15 protein-coding genes and 1 pseudogene are annotated in these 17,026 nt (G+C 58.7%); 13 read left to right on the forward strand and 3 right to left on the reverse strand.

Annotation, left to right across the window (positions count from 1 at the left end; genetic code table 11):
• Positions 1-55 precede the first annotated feature (55 nt).
• Positions 56-977 (forward strand): annotated as a pseudogene (locus tag P3M64_RS06505) (IS3 family transposase); the annotation flags it as partial.
• Positions 978-987: 10 nt separating this feature from the next.
• On the opposite strand, the gene P3M64_RS06510 reads toward P3M64_RS06505, so the two are convergent.
• The 3 genes from P3M64_RS06510 to P3M64_RS06520 form a co-directional block, all read right to left on the reverse strand.
• Positions 988-3,342 carry an amino acid permease gene (locus tag P3M64_RS06510; RefSeq protein ID WP_132938672.1) on the reverse strand — a complete coding sequence of 785 codons (2,355 nt, stop codon included), beginning with the start codon at positions 3,340-3,342 and terminating at the stop codon, positions 988-990.
• Positions 3,343-3,446: 104 nt separating this feature from the next.
• Positions 3,447-3,983, reverse strand: coding sequence for a winged helix DNA-binding protein (locus tag P3M64_RS06515; protein ID WP_132938671.1), 537 nt, complete (start codon positions 3,981-3,983; stop codon positions 3,447-3,449).
• 48 nt (positions 3,984-4,031) lie between these two features.
• Positions 4,032-7,673, reverse strand: coding sequence for a hydantoinase B/oxoprolinase family protein (locus P3M64_RS06520; RefSeq protein ID WP_132938670.1), 3,642 nt, complete (start codon positions 7,671-7,673; stop codon positions 4,032-4,034).
• Positions 7,674-7,935: 262 nt separating this feature from the next.
• Between P3M64_RS06520 and P3M64_RS06525 the strand changes: the two genes are divergently transcribed.
• From P3M64_RS06525 to P3M64_RS06575, 12 genes are all read left to right on the forward strand, one after another.
• On the forward strand, positions 7,936-8,934 hold the full coding sequence (locus P3M64_RS06525) for a TRAP transporter substrate-binding protein (protein ID WP_132938669.1): 999 nt from the start codon (positions 7,936-7,938) through the stop codon (positions 8,932-8,934).
• 107 nt (positions 8,935-9,041) lie between these two features.
• Positions 9,042-9,626: a TRAP transporter small permease gene (locus P3M64_RS06530; protein ID WP_132938668.1), complete on the forward strand. Its 585-nt coding sequence runs from the start codon at positions 9,042-9,044 to the stop codon at positions 9,624-9,626.
• A gap of 9 nt (positions 9,627-9,635) precedes the next feature.
• The gene (locus tag P3M64_RS06535) at positions 9,636-10,937 is read left to right on the forward strand and encodes a TRAP transporter large permease (protein ID WP_132938667.1); all 1,302 of its coding nucleotides are present in this window, start codon (positions 9,636-9,638) and stop codon (positions 10,935-10,937) included.
• Between the two features lie 115 nt (positions 10,938-11,052).
• On the forward strand, positions 11,053-11,406 hold the full coding sequence (locus tag P3M64_RS06540; protein WP_132938666.1) for a hypothetical protein: 354 nt from the start codon (positions 11,053-11,055) through the stop codon (positions 11,404-11,406).
• A complete protein-coding gene (locus tag P3M64_RS14420; RefSeq protein ID WP_132938884.1) occupies positions 11,325-11,516 on the forward strand; it encodes a colicin E5-related ribonuclease in 192 nt (63 codons plus the stop codon). Before P3M64_RS06540 ends, P3M64_RS14420 begins: the two co-directional genes overlap by 82 nt.
• A 2-nt stretch (positions 11,517-11,518) precedes the next feature.
• The gene (locus P3M64_RS06545) at positions 11,519-11,845 is read left to right on the forward strand and encodes a hypothetical protein (RefSeq protein WP_132938665.1); all 327 of its coding nucleotides are present in this window, start codon (positions 11,519-11,521) and stop codon (positions 11,843-11,845) included.
• A 141-nt stretch (positions 11,846-11,986) separates the two neighbouring features.
• A complete protein-coding gene (locus tag P3M64_RS06550) occupies positions 11,987-12,916 on the forward strand; it encodes a hypothetical protein (RefSeq protein WP_276157068.1) in 930 nt (309 codons plus the stop codon).
• Positions 12,917-12,918: 2 nt separating this feature from the next.
• Positions 12,919-13,386 carry a hypothetical protein gene (locus tag P3M64_RS06555; RefSeq protein ID WP_276157069.1) on the forward strand — a complete coding sequence of 156 codons (468 nt, stop codon included), beginning with the start codon at positions 12,919-12,921 and terminating at the stop codon, positions 13,384-13,386.
• Between the two features lie 518 nt (positions 13,387-13,904).
• Complete coding sequence (locus P3M64_RS06560) at positions 13,905-14,540, forward strand: hypothetical protein (RefSeq protein WP_276157070.1); 636 nt, start codon at positions 13,905-13,907, stop codon at positions 14,538-14,540.
• Between the two features lie 58 nt (positions 14,541-14,598).
• Positions 14,599-14,973: a hypothetical protein gene (locus P3M64_RS06565; protein WP_132940192.1), complete on the forward strand. Its 375-nt coding sequence runs from the start codon at positions 14,599-14,601 to the stop codon at positions 14,971-14,973.
• Positions 14,974-15,611: 638 nt separating this feature from the next.
• A complete protein-coding gene (locus P3M64_RS06570) occupies positions 15,612-16,169 on the forward strand; it encodes a hypothetical protein (RefSeq protein WP_132940191.1) in 558 nt (185 codons plus the stop codon).
• 85 nt (positions 16,170-16,254) lie between these two features.
• Entirely contained in the window at positions 16,255-17,025 is a 771-nt protein-coding gene (locus P3M64_RS06575; protein ID WP_276157071.1) for a hypothetical protein, read from the forward strand.
• The last annotated feature ends 1 nt before the right edge of the window (position 17,026 follow it).

Consider the following 17,026-nt stretch of genomic DNA (forward strand, 5'->3'; position numbering starts at 1 on the left):
CCCTCTTTTTTCCACCATTTTAAAGTGGAGTCCATCACCTAAGAAGGAGATGGAAATGAAGCGTTCCCGTTTCACGGAAGAGCAGATTATTGGGCTTTTACGCGAGCAAGGCGCCGGTCAGAAGACGGCAGACGTTTGCCGCCGCCATGGCGTCAGCGAGGCCACTTTTTATAAATGGAAGTCCAAGTTTGGGGGCATGGAGATTTCCAACGCCAAACGGTTGAAGGCGCTGGAAGCGGAGAACAACCGGCTCAAGAAGCTGTTGGCCGAGGCGATGTTGGACAACGCCATGCTCAAGGACATCAATTCAAAAAAGTGGTGACGCCCGCCGCCAGGCGAAGTGCCGCCGCTCATCTTCAGGGAACCTACGAGGTGAGCGAGCGGCGGGCATGCAGGACACTGGGCGCGGATCGCAGCACAGTCCGCTACCGGTCGGTCAAACCGGACGACGCAGCGCTGCGGGAGCGCCTGCGGTCGTTGTCGGTGGGACGGCGACGGTTCGGCTATCGCCGTCTGCGCATACGGTTATTGAGAGAAGGTCTGCGTATGAACCAGAAGAAGCTGCGTCGCCTGTACCGGGAAGGAGGGTCTGCGGGTGCGCAAACGGAACGGGCGCAAGCGGGCTTTGGACACACCCAGGCGCCTGAAGGGCCGAACCAGCGCTGGTCGCTGAATTTTGCCTCCGACGTCCTGGACGACAGCTACCGTTTCCGCATCTGCGCATCGTCGATGACTTAAAGTAATGCCTGGGGCTGGTGGCCGATACGTCGCTCTCCGGCGCTCGTGTGGCCCGAGAGCTGGATGCCATCATCGGACAGTGCGGCAGGCCGAGGACGGTCGTCAGTGACGACGGCACCGAGTTGACCAGCATGGCGATCCTCAAGTGGTCGCAGGGCCGCCGGGTCGAGTGGCGTTACGTCACGCCGGGGAAACCAACCCAAAACGCCTTCGTCGAGGGCTTCAACGGGCGGCTGCGCGCCAAAAATCTCATTTCTTCACCTGCGCCTTCGCCTTCACCTTCGCGCGGGCCGGGTCGGACAGCACGGTGCGGCGGAGCAAGGAACCGAGCACCGGCTGGCGACGCTTGACCATCACCGTCGTCGGCTTGGCGTCGCGCAACAGGCGGCGGGAGATGTTGCCGGTCCGGATACGCTCGAAAATCGGCTCATCACTCGCGCCGAAAATCATCAAGTCGTGATTTTCGGCCTCTTCGACGATCGTGTTGGCGATGCTTGCGCCTTGAACCAGCTTGGTTTCCAACTTCCCATAAGTAATATTCTCCCGCAGGTCGGCAAACGCATCGTCCCACCCCGCACTTAATGCGTCCTTGCTTTGGACAACATGCAGCAAAGTCACATGCGCGTGTTTCCTGCCCGCGACAACCCGCCCGATATCGCACGCCAGTTCAAGCGCAAGGCGGCTATTCGCCCCGGCGATCACGGGCACCAGAATATTCTCGTGGATTTCTTTTGCGCGCGCGGCGGCGCGCACCAGGGCGATATTCGTCGGGGGATTGGCCAAAAGTTCGTCACTGGTGTGTCCAAACAGGCGACCACGTTTTTTCTCGCCGGTCCACCCCAAGACCGCGATATCGCCTTGGCGTTCGCGCACGATCTCCATCAATGCCGGGCCGACCGCGCGCGAGATCATGATCAGCGTGTGCAGCGGAGTCTTGCGCCGTTTCGCCTCCTCGCTCACCGCCTCGAAATAGCCTTTTGCGGTATCCACCATCTGACGACCCTCGCCAAGGCTAAGCGGGGGCGGCACCTCAAGCATGTTGACCGCCAGAACGCCGCCCTTGCGCGCCTTGGCGAGGGCGGCGGCGAACCAGCCCAAAACCCGGCTCTCACGCCGTTCGCGCACCGCGACCAGGACCGTGTAGTCCTGTCTTCCGACGGCTTCCTCGTGGACGATCGCCTTGGGTTTTTGCGTCGTTTCATGTTTTTCGAAATACATGGTGTAGGCCAACAACCCCAATACGATCCAGATAAACGCCATCCACACCGCGGTCGGGTTATAGGTCACCATGTACAGCACCAACGCCGCGTTCGCCGTCACCGCGATGACCATCGGCAAAGGAAAAAACGGGACCGTGAAGCCGCGCCGAGCGTCGGGATCCTTCTGGCGCAGGGTCATGACCGCCAAATTCACCTGGATGAACATCAGCAAAAACATGATGCCGCCTGCCGTCGCCGCGGTTTCGATCGGCAACGTCAAACCCGCCACCACCATCATCGCCCCGGAGACCACCACCGCGACGTAAGGCGTCGTGAAGCGCGGATGAATACGGGAAAAAGCGGGGGGAAGATTGTGTTCGCGCCCCATCGCAAAGGCCACTCGCGAAGCCGAATACAAGGTCACGTTCAACGCCGACATGGTCGCCGCCAGGCCGCTAATCAACATCAAAGCGCCGCCCGAACCAAAAGGAAATATCTGCCGCGCCACGCTGACGATCGCCAATTCTTTTTGTTGTCCCAGATAGGCGTGCACCGAAATCCCGGGGGGCGTCACGGTGGCCCCGATGGCGACGATCCCCACCAACACGTAGACGGCGACGGCGATGGCGATGGAAATGAAGATGCCGCGCGGGATATTGCGCTTGGGATCGATGATCTCCTCGCCCGACTGGGCAATGATCTCATAGCCTTCGAAGGCGATAAACGTCAGCCCCATGGCGACGAAAACGCCGGAGACGCCATTGGGCATGAAATCGTGCGTGAAGCGGCCCTCCCAGGTCCCGGAGGAAAACATGACGACGACGCCAAACAGCACGAAGGCGCCCAGGATGATAATCTTGGTCACCGTGATGACGTTGCCCATGGCGCCCGCTTCCTTGGCGCCGAAAAAATTGAAGGCGCTGAAGACAAGCAAGACCCCGACCGTGAAAATCGGGCCGATATGCGCGCTTGTCCAGCCGCCCATGGGCAACCCCATCGCCGTCCACGAATCGGCGGCGAAGCCGCCGAAGGCGATGGCGTATAGCGCCCCGGCGACGACGTAGCCGAACCAACTCATCCAGCCGCCGAGAAAGCCGTTCGCCCCGCCCAAGCCTTCCTTGATCCACACATAGCCGCCACCGGCGCGGGGAAAGGCCGAGCCCAATTCGGCATACGCGAACGCCGTCAGCAATGTGACAAAACCGTTGAGCAGAAAGACCACGATCACCGCCGGCCCCGCCTTGCCCGCCGCGATCCCGGTGAGGGCGAAAATTCCAGCCCCGATCATGCCGCCGACGCCCATCATGGTGACGGTGAACGGCCCCAAGGTTCGGCTTAGGCTAACCTCGTGCTCATCCGCCGCGCCACCGTCCGGCACGCCCGACTTTTTCGGTGCATCCGCCATGATTACCCCTCATCAGCATTTGTCGTCGCACAGTCATGGCACGATTTGAGGGCACAATCCAAGGGAGTCTTTAATTCTTCCCGGAACTCCGGGGGAAACGCCCCCTATAACGACGCCGCAGCGCGCGAGGCCTGATCGTAAATTCCCGACATCAGACGCAATAGCGCGGCGGCGTGGGACAACTCGTTTTCTTCCTGGTCGATGGCGCTGAGCGAAGGGATCAGGCAGCGTTCGCGTACGACGCGGTATTCCTCACAGGTTTTTTTCCCCAATGCGGTGGTCGCGTAGTAAATTTCCTTACCCCGCTTTTCGCCGTCGATCAGACCCGCCTTGACTAATTTTTTCAGCGCATAATTGACCGTGTGCTGGTCTTCGATATTGAGCATAAAGCAAATGTCAACCAGGCGTTTTTCGCGATCGCGATGATTGACGTTGTGCACGACGAGGACGTCCAGGGGGCTGAAATCGCGAAACCCCGACGCCGTCATGCACCGCGTCATCCAGCGACTGAAAGCGTTGTAGGCGATAATTAAGCCATACTCGAACTCGCTCATTTGCCAGCCCTCGCCGGACGCCAGATGCTGCGAGGAGACGATGGGTACCGGCGCACCGGAAATTTTATGTTGCTTGTCGCCCGTCATTGGAAAAGTCCTCCCGTTGCCTGTCTGCGCTATCGTACGACCGCCGCGTCACGGCGCCTCGCCATAACCGCCGCCGCCCGGGGTTTCGATCACCACCACGTCGCCCGCCTCGACCGTCACCTGATCGCAAGCGGCCATCTCCCGGCGCGCGCCGCTCTTGCGGATCACCAGATTACGTCCCAACGCGCCGGGCGCGCCGCCCGCCATGCCGTAGGGCGGCACGGTTCTGTGCCCGGACAGGATGGCGACGTCCATCGCCGCCTCGAAACGAAGCCGCCGGACCACGCCGTCGCCGCCCGTATGGCGACCCGCGCCGCCGCTGCCCAGGCGGATGTGAAAATCCTCAAGCACCACCGGGTAACGCAGTTCCAAGATTTCCGGATCGGTTAGGCGCGAATTGGTCATATGGGTGTGTACCGCGTCGGCGCCGTCGAAACTCGGCCCCGCCCCGGCGCCGCCACAAATGGTTTCGTAATATTGGGTGCGCGCGTTGCCGAAGGTCAGGTTGTTCATGGTGCCCTGCGCCGCGCCCATCACGCCCAGCGCGCCGTATAGCGTATCAACCACCGCCTGCGAGGTTTCCACGTTGCCCGCCACCACCGCGGCCGGGTATTCGGGATTGAGCATCGAGCCCTTGGCGACGATGATGTCGAGCGGCTTCAAACAGCCCTCGTTCATCGGGATATCGTCATCGACCAGGGAACGAAAGACATACAACGCCGCCGCCCGGCACACCGACAGCGGCGCGTTGAAGTTGTTGGCCAATTGCTCGGAGGTGCCGCTAAAATCGATCGTCGCCCCGCGCCCCCGCGCATCGACGTCAACGCGCACCCGGATCACGCCGCCGTTGTCCATCGGATAGGTGAAGGATCCCGCCGTCAGGGTGCCGATCACCCGGCGCACCGCTTCCTCGGCGTTGTCCTGAACGTGCGCCATGTAGGCCTGCACCACGTCGAGGCCGAAATGACCGACCATCGCGCCCAACTCGCGCACGCCCTTTTCATTGGCGGCGATTTGGGCGCGCAGATCGGCCAGATTTTGTTCCACGTTGCGCGCCGGATAGGGACCCGACAACAGCACGTCGCGGATTTCATCTTCCAAGAAGCGTCCGGCGCGCACCAGGCGCAAGTTGTCGAGCACGACGCCTTCTTCGTTGATATTCGTGCTGTGGGGCGGCATCGAACCCGGCGTCACGCCACCGATATCGGCATGGTGGCCGCGCGAGGCGACATAAAAGATAATCGCCGCCGACCCCGCGCCGAGGACCGGCGTGATCACCGTTACGTCGGGCAGATGGGTGCCGCCATTGTATGGCGCGTTGACGACGAAAACGTCGCCTTGGTGAATATCGCCATCCCATTTACGCACCACCGAACGCACGCTGTCGCCCATTGAACCCAGGTGGACCGGCATGTGCGGCGCGTTGGCGACCAGATTGCCCGCGGCGTCGAAAATGGCGCAGGAAAAATCGAGCCGTTCCTTGATGTTCACCGAATGGGCGGTATTGGCGAGCACGCTGCCCATTTGTTCGGCGATCGACATATATAGGTTATTGAAAATTTCCAGCATGATCGGGTCGGCCTCGGTGCCGATGGCGTGACGGCGCGGGCGCGCCACGACACGGCGCAGGGCGAGATGCCCGGCGGCGGTAATCTCCGCCTGCCAGCCCGGCTCGACCACGGTGGTGCTGTTTTGATCGACCAGGATCGCAGGCCCCATGATTTTATGACCGGGACGCAGGGCGGGGCCATCGAACACCGGGGTCGCGTGCGCCGCCCCATCGGTGAACATACGCACCGTGGACAGCGGCTCGGGCAAGGGTCCGGGGGTCGAAACGGCCCCTTCGGGTTCGCCGATCGCCTCGGCCCCGCCGGACGCCTCGAGCAAGATTTCGGCGACGGCGACGGCGCGGTCCTCCATCACGAAACCGAACTGGCGGCGATGGCTTTCGGCGAAATCGCGGCGCATCTCGGCCTCGCCGCCCGCCGCCACGCCGATCGCGGTGTCGGTGCCCTGATAGCGCAGGCGCACCGTGCGCGCGGTGACGATGTCCCGGGCGGGCACGCCCTGGCCGATCAGCTCGGCGCGCGCCTCGGCGGCCATGTCGGTGAAAGCTTTTTCGATTTCCTCGATCCGCGAGGGGTCGAGGAGCGCCTCGATCGAGCGTTCCTTGATCACGCTGAGGTCGGCCAGTCCCATGCCATAGGCGGACAGCACGCCGGCGTAGGCGTGAACGAAAATGCTCTCCATCCCCAAGGCGTCGGCGACCAAACAGGCATGCTGGCCACCCGCGCCGCCGAAGCAGCACAGGGTATATTCGGTGACGTCGTAGCCCCGCTGCACCGAAATCTGCTTGACCGCGTTGGCCATGTTGTCCACCGCGATGCGCAGGAAGCCCTCGGCGACGGCCTCGGAGGATTTGCCGGTCTCATCGCCCAAAAGCGCGAATTTCTCGCGCACCACGGCGTCATCGAGGGGGAGTTCGGCGTCGGGACCGAACACGTGGGGGAAAAATTCAGGCTGGATTTTACCCAACATGACATTGCAATCGGTCACGCAGAGCGGCCCGCCGCGTCGGTAACAGGCCGGACCCGGATTGGCCCCCGCCGAATCCGGGCCGACCCGAAACCGTCCACCGTCGTACGCCAGCACCGAGCCGCCGCCCGCCGCCACGGTGTGAATATTCATCATCGGCGCGCGCAACCGCGCGCCGGCGACCTGGGTTTCAAAAACCCGCTCGTAGGCGCCGCTGAAATGGGAAACGTCGGTCGAGGTGCCGCCCATGTCGAAACCGATGATCTTATCGAATCCGGCCATTTTCGCCGTGCGCACCATGCCGACCACGCCCCCCGCCGGACCGGACAGGATGGCGTCCTTGCCCTGGAACCTGTCTGCGGCGGTCAAACCGCCGTTCGATTGCATGAACATCAGGCGCGCGTCGCCGACCTCCGCGGCCACTTTATCGACGTAACGTCGCAGGATCGGGGATAGATAGGCATCGACGACGGCGGTATCGCCGCGCCCGACGAATTTAATCAGCGGACTGGCCTCGTGGGACAAGCTGACCTGGGTGAACCCAACATCGCGGGCGATCGCCCCGGCACGTCGTTCGTGATCGGGGTAGCGGTAGCCGTGCATGAAAACGATGGCGACGGCGCGCAGCCCGTCATCGAAGGCGGCCTGCAAGGCCGTGCGCAGCGCACCTTCGTCGAGCGGGATCAACAGTGCGCCGTCGGCGGCGCGCCGTTCGTCGATTTCGATGACCCGTGCATACAGGGGGGCGGGCAAAATGACATTGCGATCGAAGAGGCGCGGACGGTTTTGATAGCCGATTTTCAGGGCGTCGCCAAAACCCCGCGTCGTCACGAAGGCGACGGCTTCGCCCTTGCGTTCCAGCAGGGCGTTGGTGGCCACCGTGGTGCCCATCTTGATGGCGTCGATGTTTTCGGCGGGTATCGGCTCGGACGCATCCACGCCCAACACGTCGCGGATGCCCTGTAGCGCCGCGTCCGGGTAGCGTTCGGGATTTTCCGACAACAGCTTGTGGGTGCGCATCACGCCATCGCCGCGCCGCGCGACGATATCCGTGAAGGTGCCGCCGCGGTCGATCCAGAACTGCCACTCTTCTTTTGCTCTTGTTCCCCCCTCATGCTCGTTTGGGGTTTTGAGGGGGGGCTGTTCAACTGCCATCGTCGCGACCTTCATCGGTTAAAAATCATACGGCAATCAAACGCTGGCATAACATTGACAAACTGTCAACGTTATGCTTTCGTACTCCACTGGGAGGCAGGGAAAGAAAAACGGGCTTCGGGTTGCGCGCGGGGAAACAGGCGCGCCAAAGAATTTAAATCCGTCGTCGAATATACTGGCCGCCGTCGATTATGCTGGTGTTCGATCCGCTCGTTTACGTTTTGCCCCGCGCTTAAACGTCAACTTTCGAGGATGCATCATCATGAGCAACATCACCAAAAAAACCGCGCCGACCATGGCCGGCGCCGCGTTGGCCACGGCGATTGCCGCGGTCGCGCTTTCGCCGTTGGCCAAGGCCGACACCTGGGACATGCCGACGCCCTACCCGGACAAGACGTTCCACACCCAGAACATCATCGAATTCGCCAAGGACGTCGAAAAAGCGACCCACGGCAAGCTGACCATCAAGGTTCACTCGGCGGGTTCCCTGTTCAAGCACAAGGAAATCAAGAACGCCGTGCGCGGCGGCCAAGTGCCGATCGGCGAATTTTTCCTCGGCCTTCTGGCCAACGAGAACCCGGCCTTCGGGATCGACACCCAGCCCTTTTTGGCGACCGATTACAAACAGGCCGCGGCACTGTGGAAGGCGCAACGCCCGGTGGTCGAAAAGCTGCTCGGAAAGCAGGGCCTGATGGTGCTTTTTTCCGTACCGTGGCCGCCCCAGGGGCTATACACCAAGCACGAAATCAAGACCGTCGCCGACCTCAAGGGTCTGAAGTTCCGCACCTATAACGCCACCTTGGAACGTTTCGCCAAGCTGGTCGGCGCCGCCCCAACCCAGGTTCAGGTACCCGACATTCCCCAGGCGTTCGCCACCGGGCGGGTCGAGGCGATGATCACCTCGCCGTCCACCGGGGCCAACTCGAAGGCGTGGGATTACGTATCGTACTACACCAATATTCAGGCCTGGGTGCCGAAAAACATCGTCGTCGTCAACGCCCGCGCCTTCCACAGACTAAGCAAAGACGAACAGGCGGCGGTAATCAAGGCCGCCCAGGAAGCGCAAACCCGTGGCTGGGCGATGAGCAAGAAGGAAACCGCCGAGAAAACCGCGATCCTGCGTGAAAACGGCATGCATATCATCACCCCGAGCCCCGAATTGATGGCCGGACTGAAGAAAATCGGCGGTGAAATGATGACGCAATGGAAAAAAGACGCCGGCGCACAAGGCGCGGCGATCCTTAACGCCTACAAGCCCTGACGGCCGCGCGGCGGGGGCGCGTCGGCGTCCCTGCCGCGTTTTTTCCACCGGGGAAATATTTCCCCTAAAAAAAAATTAAAAAAATCACCCCACGACAGGAGGCCCGCGTGAGACGATTTCTCGACCGATTGTACCGGGCGTGCGGATGGATCGCCGCCGCCTTCATCGCCGCCATCTGTCTTTTGGTGTCCGCTCAAGTTCTGCTCAATTCGATCGACCGCGTCTCGACGCTGCTGACCGGATCGGCGATCGGGCTGACGATCCCATCTTACGCCGATATCACCGGGTTTTTCCTCGCCGGGGCATCCTTCTTCGCCCTCGCCTTCACCCTCAACGAGGGCGGGCACATCCGGGTATCCCTGGTCGTCCATCAGGTTCCGCCGCGCTTTCGGCGCGCCTTCGAAATTTGGGCCGCCCTCGCCGGCGGCGCGGCGGCGCTTTATTTCACGTGGTACAGCAGCGTGCTGTGTTACCAATCCTATCTCTACGGCGACGTATCCTCGGGCATGGTCGCGGTGCCGCTGTGGCTGCCTCAATCGGTGATGCCGTTGGGCCTGGGGGTGTTGTCGATCGCCCTGCTCGACGCTCTCGTCACCTTGCTCAAGGGCGCGCTTCCGGCCTATGCCCACCCCGCCCAGGCCATCGATACCGACGAGGGCGCGCTGGCGCGCTCCGTCCTCGACGGCGAATAGGGGCGGGCCATGAACGAAGTCGCCATGACCGTCCTGCTTCTCGCCCTGCTTTTCGTCATGTTGGGCAGCGGCATCTGGGTCGCCTTTTCCCTGCTCATCGTCGCGCTGAGCGGCATGGCGCTGTTTTCCAGCGCGCCGCTGGGCGACGTGCTCGCCACCACCGCGTGGGGGGCGAGCAATTCGTGGGCGTTGGCGGCGCTGCCGTTGTTTATCTGGATGGGCGAAATCTTGTTTCGCTCGCGCATGTCCGAAGACATGTTCACCGGCCTGTCGCCGTGGATGGGCCGCCTGCCCGGGCGGTTGCTGCACGTCAATATCGTCGGCTGCGCCGTATTCGCCGCGGTGTCGGGATCGTCGGCGGCGACGGCGGCGACGATCGGCAAGATGTCGGTGCCCGAACTGACCCGGCGCGGCTATCCCGAAAAGCTGATCCTGGGCACCCTGGCGGGCTCGGCGACGCTGGGCCTGTTGATTCCGCCGTCGATCATCCTGATCGTCTACGGCGTCGCTACCGAACAGTCGATCGCTCGCCTGTTCGTCGCCGGAATTTTGCCCGGGATCATGCTGATGGTGTTGTTCATGGGTTACGTCGTGATCTGGTCGCTGACCCACAAGGCGCAGATTCCCGCCCCCGATCCGTCACTGCCGTTACGCGAAAAATTCGCCCGTTCGAAACGCTTGATCCCCGTCATCTTATTGATCGCCGGGGTGATCGGCTCGATTTACGCCGGCATCGCCTCACCGACCGACGCCGCCGCCGTCGGCGTGGTGCTGGCCTTGGTGCTGTCGTGGTTCGCCAAGACCCTCAATCTCGAAACCTTCAAGGCGGGGCTGATCGGGGCCACCAAGACATCATGCATGATCGCCTTCATCTTGGTCGGCGCGGCGTTTCTCACCGTCGCCATGGGCTTTACCGGAATTCCCTCCCTGCTCGCCCAATGGATCGGCTCGCTGCATCTGTCGCCCTACGCCCTACTCGGGGCGTTGACGGTCTTTTTCGTGATCTTAGGTTGCTTCCTCGACGGCATATCGGTCGTCGTGCTGACCACGTCGGTCATCCTGCCGATGGTCGAACAGGCCGGCATCGACCCTCTGTGGTTCGGAATTTTCGTCGTTATCGTGGTCGAGATGTCGCAGATCACGCCACCGGTCGGCTTTAACCTGTTCGTCATCCAGTCCCTGACCGGGCGCAACATCGTCCGCGTCGCGATGGCCGCCGCGCCATTTTTCGCGATCCTGTTGATCGCCCTCGGCCTAATCACCGCCTTCCCCGAAATCGTCACCGCCCTGCCCGCCGTGATGGGGCACTGAGTCCGGTTGCGTAGCTTAAATCTACCCCCATTGCTGACAAAACCAAGAATTCGGGCGACGCCCTCGCCCCGAAGATGAAGGGCGGCGCGATCTCCGGAGAATAAATAACACGAGAATGCATCAGGGTGCACACGGCGGCAAGGAGGCGGCGGGTTCCAGCAACTCTGCCCGCAAGACGGTTCTTGCCGCTGGGCAGATCGCCGCGGTCCTCGCAGCTTCCGCCGCCGAGGTAAACCCCGAGGCCGCAGCCCAAACCGCAGCCACTACGATCACCTACAATTACCTTACGCCGCGGCAGTTGGCGAAGATTATTAAAAGCGCCGAGGCGTGCGGCAATGATGTGCGCTGCCGGCAGTTGGTTGCCGATTCGGCCCACATGTTTAGCGAATCTCAAGATTACAGCCTACGGGCAATCCTGCGACGGCTTACTTCAGATCAGATGGTCATTATGTCGTGCGAGATAATATAATAACCGGTGATCTCGTGCAAATGAGTAATACAAAGCTCCCCATTGGCCACGGAAGCGGTCAGTGGGCACCCGATAGAAGTATCCTGGATCCATTTATTCCGGAGAAGTAGTCATGGATAAACTTGAGGCGCTTTATGTAAAATTCCAGAAGTTAGGAGTTGGCCCTCAAACGAAAAGCCTCCTCCTGTTAAAACCCCGTGACGCCCTGAACCTTATTTGTACCGGAGTGGCCGCTTCAAATCGCTTATTGCGCGTTGAGGGGTTTTGGCTGTTGCCCTCAGGGGCGATACAACCAGACATGGGATTAATCTATGATGTAGATGACTTTAATGACGAAAAGGAATTTTTACGAGCCGTTGGAGGATTGTTGTTGGGAGAAATAACGAACAATGGAGTCGCATTTGAGATTGGTATGTCGGCTCCAGATGAGAAATCCTGACAATTTTCTTTACTCATGTACAGAAATGGCAATCACCGCGCGCCTGAGTTCTTTGAACGCGGGATTGTCGCCGTGAGATGAGGCTCTCGTTCGGCGGCGGGTGTCGATGTCGCCCGCCTATCCGGCGCGCTGGCCGCCGCGATGGGCGGCTCCGATCCCAACACCGCCGTCCTGACCGCCGGTAACGCGGCCAAGAATAACGTCTTTTGCGGCGGGCTGTGTATCGCTGCCGTTGTTGTAGCGATTTCTGCGGCCTATAGCGCCTATGCCGGGGGTGGGAACCCCCTAGCCGGTCTTGACGTCATCGCCGAGGGCAAGGACCCGATACAAAAAATGCTGTCCACGGGTGTGGCTAAATCCGTGGCCTTTTCTTATTCGCGATATCCCAATGCCACGGCGACGGTTTTGCATACCCTGGGCGACGCCATCGACACGGCCGGTGTGTGGGTAAGAATTGTCGACGACAAGACGGGCAACGTCATCAGCGACGCCTGGGATCAAATTCCGCCGGAATATCGCAAGAAAATTATCGGTCTCGCCGATCTGGGGGAAATGGGGGTCACCCTTTATGTCTCGGCGTCCGCGATGGCGAAAGTCATCCAGGGTGTCAAGGTGGCGAAAGACGCAGGGAAAGCCGTCACCCTTGGCGTCGATGCCGCAAAAGGCGCGTCACTCCCGCAGCCCGGAGTGCTGACCGCGATCGAAAAACAGGTCGCGAAGACGGGCGTAACGGGAAATTGGTCGATCTCCGGGGTGGGCTCCGCCCAATTCGTCGAGACGACGACGGTTTCTGTTGGTAAAGTTACCTACAGGGTCCAGAAAAAGCTTGATGGTTATGTCATTGCAATAGGTCCAGATGGCGAAAAATATGTCTTCAGGAACCATTCTCTAGAGGGCACAAGCGCAGGGACCTTGCACACCAAATGGAATGAACGGAAATTTTATGAACAGATCAAAAAATCTAAAGAATTTTTATCAAATACAAAAAGTCTTGCATTAAATAAAAAATGGCAAAAATTAATATATACACTTTCGACTGTAGCGAAATTAATGATGCAATTAAATAAATAACAATGCTTTCATTCATCACAAATCTGTACAAATCCTCTAAAGCGACTATATTATTTCTTAAAATATGGGATGCGATTGCATCTGATCGTATAGAAGAAGCTGAGGAATATTTTGTATCAATTAACAAAATTATTCCTGAATTGTGTGCAGAACATCAAATTATGGAAGCGTACATAAAGTTCAGAGCCTCAAAATACGGAGAAGCTAAGGAGCTATTTGACATCGCCTGGAAAAAAATTGAACTAGACGCGCGGCTCAACTCGGATGAAAAACTATACCTCAAGGGATATATTCTTGGCCCATCCCAGCTTACGATGCGCTACTTAAAATACAAAAATTATTCGTATCCTGACTACAGGAATATTCGTAAATTTGACCTTCGTAATATTGATCTGCGAAAAGTTAAAAAAAAATGGAAAATCTATTTTCCTATAATGCCTCATCCCGATTGGGATAAATATGGCGTATAGTTCGACGCAAGCATGAGTGCGGCGGCGGATTGGCATTTCTGTACAGAAATGCCAATCGCCTGACACTCGCCGCTCCGGGGATCGGATGGTTTACGCGGCTTTTTTCGTTTTCTTCCCGTCCCCCAGCCCCCACGCAACGAAGCAATCACCGCGCGCCTGAGTTCTTTGAACGCGGGATTGTCGCCGTGAGATGAGACTCTCGTTCGGCGGCGGGTGTCGATGTCGCCCGCCTATCCGGCGCGCTGGCCGCCGCGATGGGCGGCTCCGATCCCAACACCGCCGTCCTGACCGCCGGTAACGCGGCCAAGAATAACGTCTTTTGCGGCGGGCTGTGTATCGCTGCCGTTGTTGTAGCGATTTCTGCGGCCTATAGCGCCTATGCCGGGGGTGGGAACCCCCTAGCCGGTCTTGACGTCATCGCCGAGGGCAAGGACCCGATACAAAAAATGCTGACCACGGGTGTGGCTAAATCCGTGGCCTTTTCTTATTCGCGATATCCCAATGCCACGGCGACGGTTTTGCATACCCTGGGCGACGCCATCGACACGGCCGGTGTGTGGGTAAGAATTGTCGACGACAAGACGGGCAACGTCATCAGCGGCGCCTGGGATCAAATTCCGCCGGAATATCGCAAGAAAATTATCGGTCTCGCCGATCTGGGGGAAATGGGGGTCACCCTTTATGTCCCGGCGTCCGCGATGGCGAAAGTCATCCAGGGTGTCAAGGTGGCGGAAGACGCGGGGAAAGCCGTCACCCTTGGCGTCGATGCCGCAAAAGGAGCAAAAAGTGTCGGTGGCGAGACGGCGAAAAATATTGTTAATGGACTGAGCTTGAAAACTGAGCTCGCCTTGAAAGAAGGAAACATCTTGGGAAATGACGGCAAATTGACAAAATGGGCCATCGAGACCGCTTTAAAAATTCGCCTAGAAGCCGGAGGAATTAAGAACCCATCGATAATAAAGGCCCTCACAAAAGATGGCTCCAGTATTAAGGACTGGTCCAAATTCAAGGCGCGCACCGTTTCTGGGCCGAACGAATCAAGGCTACAGGTGCATTTCTATAAGAACCTAAGAACGGGAAAAGTGGACTACGAGACGGTAGATTTTAAGGTTAAAGTCGTCGTCCCCGCGATCCCAAAAAAACCAATGCCGTAGCCCCCGGGAAAACCGAGACCCCAGGAAATCCAACACAGCCGGAAGAATGAGGTGAAAGATGATCGTACGATACATGCGCGAACGGCGAAGCAATCCCGACGGGGAAGACCCTATGGTTACGTTTGGGAAAGAATATTTAGTCGTGGATATGCAGTTTAGTGCGCGCGAGGAAGGATCCTGTGATGTATCGGTGCTATGTGATGATGGCGGGGGCCCTGGTATCCTTGATTTGGCCTGTTTCGATTTTGTGGACCAAAGAATACCTGACAATTGGGTTTGCCAACGGCTATCGAATACGATGTATCGCATAACACCGCCCGAATTTATGGGGCATTTTTGGAGTGAATACAACAACGCCGATGACGAGGCTGAAAAGACTCTTAAACGTGTGATGCAACGCATTCACGAGTTTCACTACCCACAAAATGCGTAGCGCTGGGAAGTGAGTCTGGAATACGGGGGCACGACGGTAATACGGTAGCGGTCTACCATAACCGCACAGAAATGCTAATCGCCTGACACTCGCCGCTCCGGGGATCGGATGGTTTACGCGGCTTTTTTCGTTTTTTCCCGTCCCCCCACGCAACGGAGCAATCACCGCGCGCCTGAGTTCTTTGAACGCGGGATTGTCGCCGTGAGATGAGGCTCTCGTTCGGCGGCGGGTGTCGATGTCGCCCGCCTATACGTCCCCAAGGGCGTTAAAATGGAAACCGGCACCGCCGCGGCGATGCCGCAGTGGGGAGTAAAAGGCGGCGGTGAGCAATTTCAGATCAAATCGAAAACATCCACTGACGAAGTTAATGCGATATTTAAAAACGAGAGGAGACTGAAGAGATGGTAAAGTTGCTGGGGGATGGAATAATCATTGACGTTGAATGCATTAAACTTCCCGCACCCATCCCGGACAAAAGCCATGTATATGAATGCTATGGTCGCGTATTCGTTATAAACAACACGCTGGACCCCAGGAATATCTGGTGTTTTAACCGACGCGGCAGAAAGCTCTGGGAGATTGAACCGAGTCTTTCCGATCGCCCGTATCTTTCCCTCGTGCTGGATGCGGCGGGACGTTTGAGCGCCCGCGACCTAGAGGACGATGTTTATATCGTCGATATCAATAACGGCTATATCGAATTGCCTTACGGCAAACGCGCCATCTCCCCTGAAAATTCAAACGCCATGATACGCCAACGCCGGAAAGACCGCCTCAACACCGAATGGGGCTGGTATGCAATAGGCGCCGTAGTGCTAAGCATCGCCAAGCTTTGGACGAAAAAGATCAAAACCGAAAATCCATACGCCCCCACCCGGGGCGTCGCCGAGTCCATTCCCGCGGCCCGCGAATCCCGGCTGAGCGACTATGAGATATTTAGGGATCATGTCTTTGAAAAGTGCGCCCTCACACAAGAAGGGGCTAGCGAACTGAATGCGCGGACCCAAAAACGGTTTTCCGGCCATATCGAGGATACGATTGACCATCCGGCGCAGGAGAAAGCGTTAAGCGGAGGCCGCCGGACGTACCGGGGCGGCGACATGAACGTCGTTGTGATTAAAAATCCGGGGACAATGGACGGCGCCGCCGCATTTCAGCCCCTGGACGGCAGGGCGTATTTTGAGGGCTTGAGGTGATCGGGATGAACGGAACAAATCCGGCAGATCGGGGCCTCTCGGAAAGGAATTGGCGCGGCAACACCAACCAGAGGAGATCGGACAGATGGTAAGGCTGTCGGATGATGGAAACACCCTTCACTTTAGAGGCGGAAAACGCGTTCGGCTTCCCGCGCCCATCCTGGATAACGGTAATCGATATAATAGCTATAGCATATGCGAATGCTACGGTTTCATATTTGTTTTAACCGTGGCGACAGGCCCCAAAAATATCTGGTGTTTCAATCAAGACGGCACGAAGCTCTGGGAAATTGAGCCAGCCCTTCACGGAGGTGCGTATATGGACCTTATGGTAAACGAAGATGGGCTTTTGTACGCCTGGGACTGGGAGCCCGACGCTTATATCGTCGATATCAATACCGGCCACGTTGAACTGGTTAGCGGTCCTCATGTCGTCTATCCCGAGGAAGGCAACGCCCTGATACGCCAACTCCGGGAGGACCGCCTCAACGCCGAATGGGGCTGGTTTAAAATAGGCGCCGTGGCGTTCAAGGCGCCCCCCCCCGTCGGGGACGCCGCCGACCCGCCCGAATGCAAATTGCGAAACTGTACGGAATTTAGAGATCATGATTTTGAAAAGTACGCACTCACACCAGAAGAGCCTAGCGAACTGAATGCGCGGACCCGAAAACAGTTTTCCGGCCATATCGAGGATACGATTGATTGTCCGGCGCAGGAGAAAGCGTTAAGCGGAGGCCGCCGGGCATACTGGTGCCGCATTATTAATATCGTTGTGATTAAAAACTCGGGTGCAACGGACAGCGGCGTCGCGTTTCGGCCCTTGGGCGGTAGGGCGTATTTTGAGGGCTTGAGGTGAT

Source organism: Varunaivibrio sulfuroxidans, assembly GCF_029318635.1.
Taxonomy (GTDB): domain Bacteria; phylum Pseudomonadota; class Alphaproteobacteria; order Rhodospirillales; family Magnetovibrionaceae; genus Varunaivibrio; species Varunaivibrio sulfuroxidans.

Coding starts and splice junctions, on each gene's coding strand:
- P3M64_RS06520 (WP_132938670.1), bottom strand. CDS start 7,673: ATGGCAGTTGAACAGCCCCCCCTCAAAACCCCAAACGAGCATGAGGGG.
- P3M64_RS06540 (WP_132938666.1), top strand. CDS start 11,053: ATGCATCAGGGTGCACACGGCGGCAAGGAGGCGGCGGGTTCCAGCAAC.
- P3M64_RS06555 (WP_276157069.1), top strand. CDS start 12,919: ATGCTTTCATTCATCACAAATCTGTACAAATCCTCTAAAGCGACTATA.
- P3M64_RS06550 (WP_276157068.1), top strand. CDS start 11,987: ATGGGCGGCTCCGATCCCAACACCGCCGTCCTGACCGCCGGTAACGCG.
- P3M64_RS06545 (WP_132938665.1), top strand. CDS start 11,519: ATGGATAAACTTGAGGCGCTTTATGTAAAATTCCAGAAGTTAGGAGTT.
- P3M64_RS06565 (WP_132940192.1), top strand. CDS start 14,599: ATGATCGTACGATACATGCGCGAACGGCGAAGCAATCCCGACGGGGAA.
- P3M64_RS06510 (WP_132938672.1), bottom strand. CDS start 3,342: ATGGCGGATGCACCGAAAAAGTCGGGCGTGCCGGACGGTGGCGCGGCG.
- P3M64_RS06525 (WP_132938669.1), top strand. CDS start 7,936: ATGAGCAACATCACCAAAAAAACCGCGCCGACCATGGCCGGCGCCGCG.
- P3M64_RS06535 (WP_132938667.1), top strand. CDS start 9,636: ATGAACGAAGTCGCCATGACCGTCCTGCTTCTCGCCCTGCTTTTCGTC.
- P3M64_RS06515 (WP_132938671.1), bottom strand. CDS start 3,983: ATGACGGGCGACAAGCAACATAAAATTTCCGGTGCGCCGGTACCCATC.
- P3M64_RS06575 (WP_276157071.1), top strand. CDS start 16,255: ATGGTAAGGCTGTCGGATGATGGAAACACCCTTCACTTTAGAGGCGGA.